Source organism: Dyella sp. ASV21 (genome assembly GCF_016428975.1).
Lineage (GTDB): Bacteria > Pseudomonadota > Gammaproteobacteria > Xanthomonadales > Rhodanobacteraceae > Dyella.
In genome coordinates this window covers 1-395 of the sequence record NZ_JAELTT010000226.1, presented here as the reverse complement: position 1 = coordinate 395, position 395 = coordinate 1, and the positions used below count along the sequence as shown (strand labels likewise).

Below are 395 nucleotides of genomic sequence, written 5' to 3'. Positions count from 1 at the left end.
CCCCCCCCCCCCCCCCCCCCCCCCCCCCCCCCCCCCCCCCCCCCCCCCCCCCCCCCCCCCCCCCCCCCCCCTTTTTCCCCGCCGCAGCCGGCATCCGCGATTCGGTCACGGGTCTCGTGGGCTCGGAGATGTGTATAAGAGACAGGGGCATGCGGGTGATCTTCCACGACATCGAATCCAAGCTCTCGCTGGGCAATGCGCGCGCCGCCGCCAGCGCGTCGATATCCACCAAGGTGCCGCGTGATGCGTTGCTGTCTCTTATACACATCTGACGCTGCCGACGACAACGTGCGGGTGTAGGGCTCGGGGGTCGCCGTAGCATGAAAGAGGGGGGGGGGGGGGGGGGGGGGGGGGGGGGGGGGGGGGGGGGGGGGGGGGGGGGGGGGGGGGGGGGG

1 protein-coding gene is annotated in these 395 nt (G+C 75.2%); it reads left to right on the top strand.

All coding sequences use genetic code 11. The features are described from left to right. The first annotated feature begins 149 nt into the window (after positions 1-149). Complete coding sequence (locus tag JHD67_RS22690; protein ID WP_255557462.1) at positions 150-272, top strand: hypothetical protein; 123 nt, start codon at positions 150-152, stop codon at positions 270-272. The last annotated feature ends 123 nt before the right edge of the window (positions 273-395 follow it).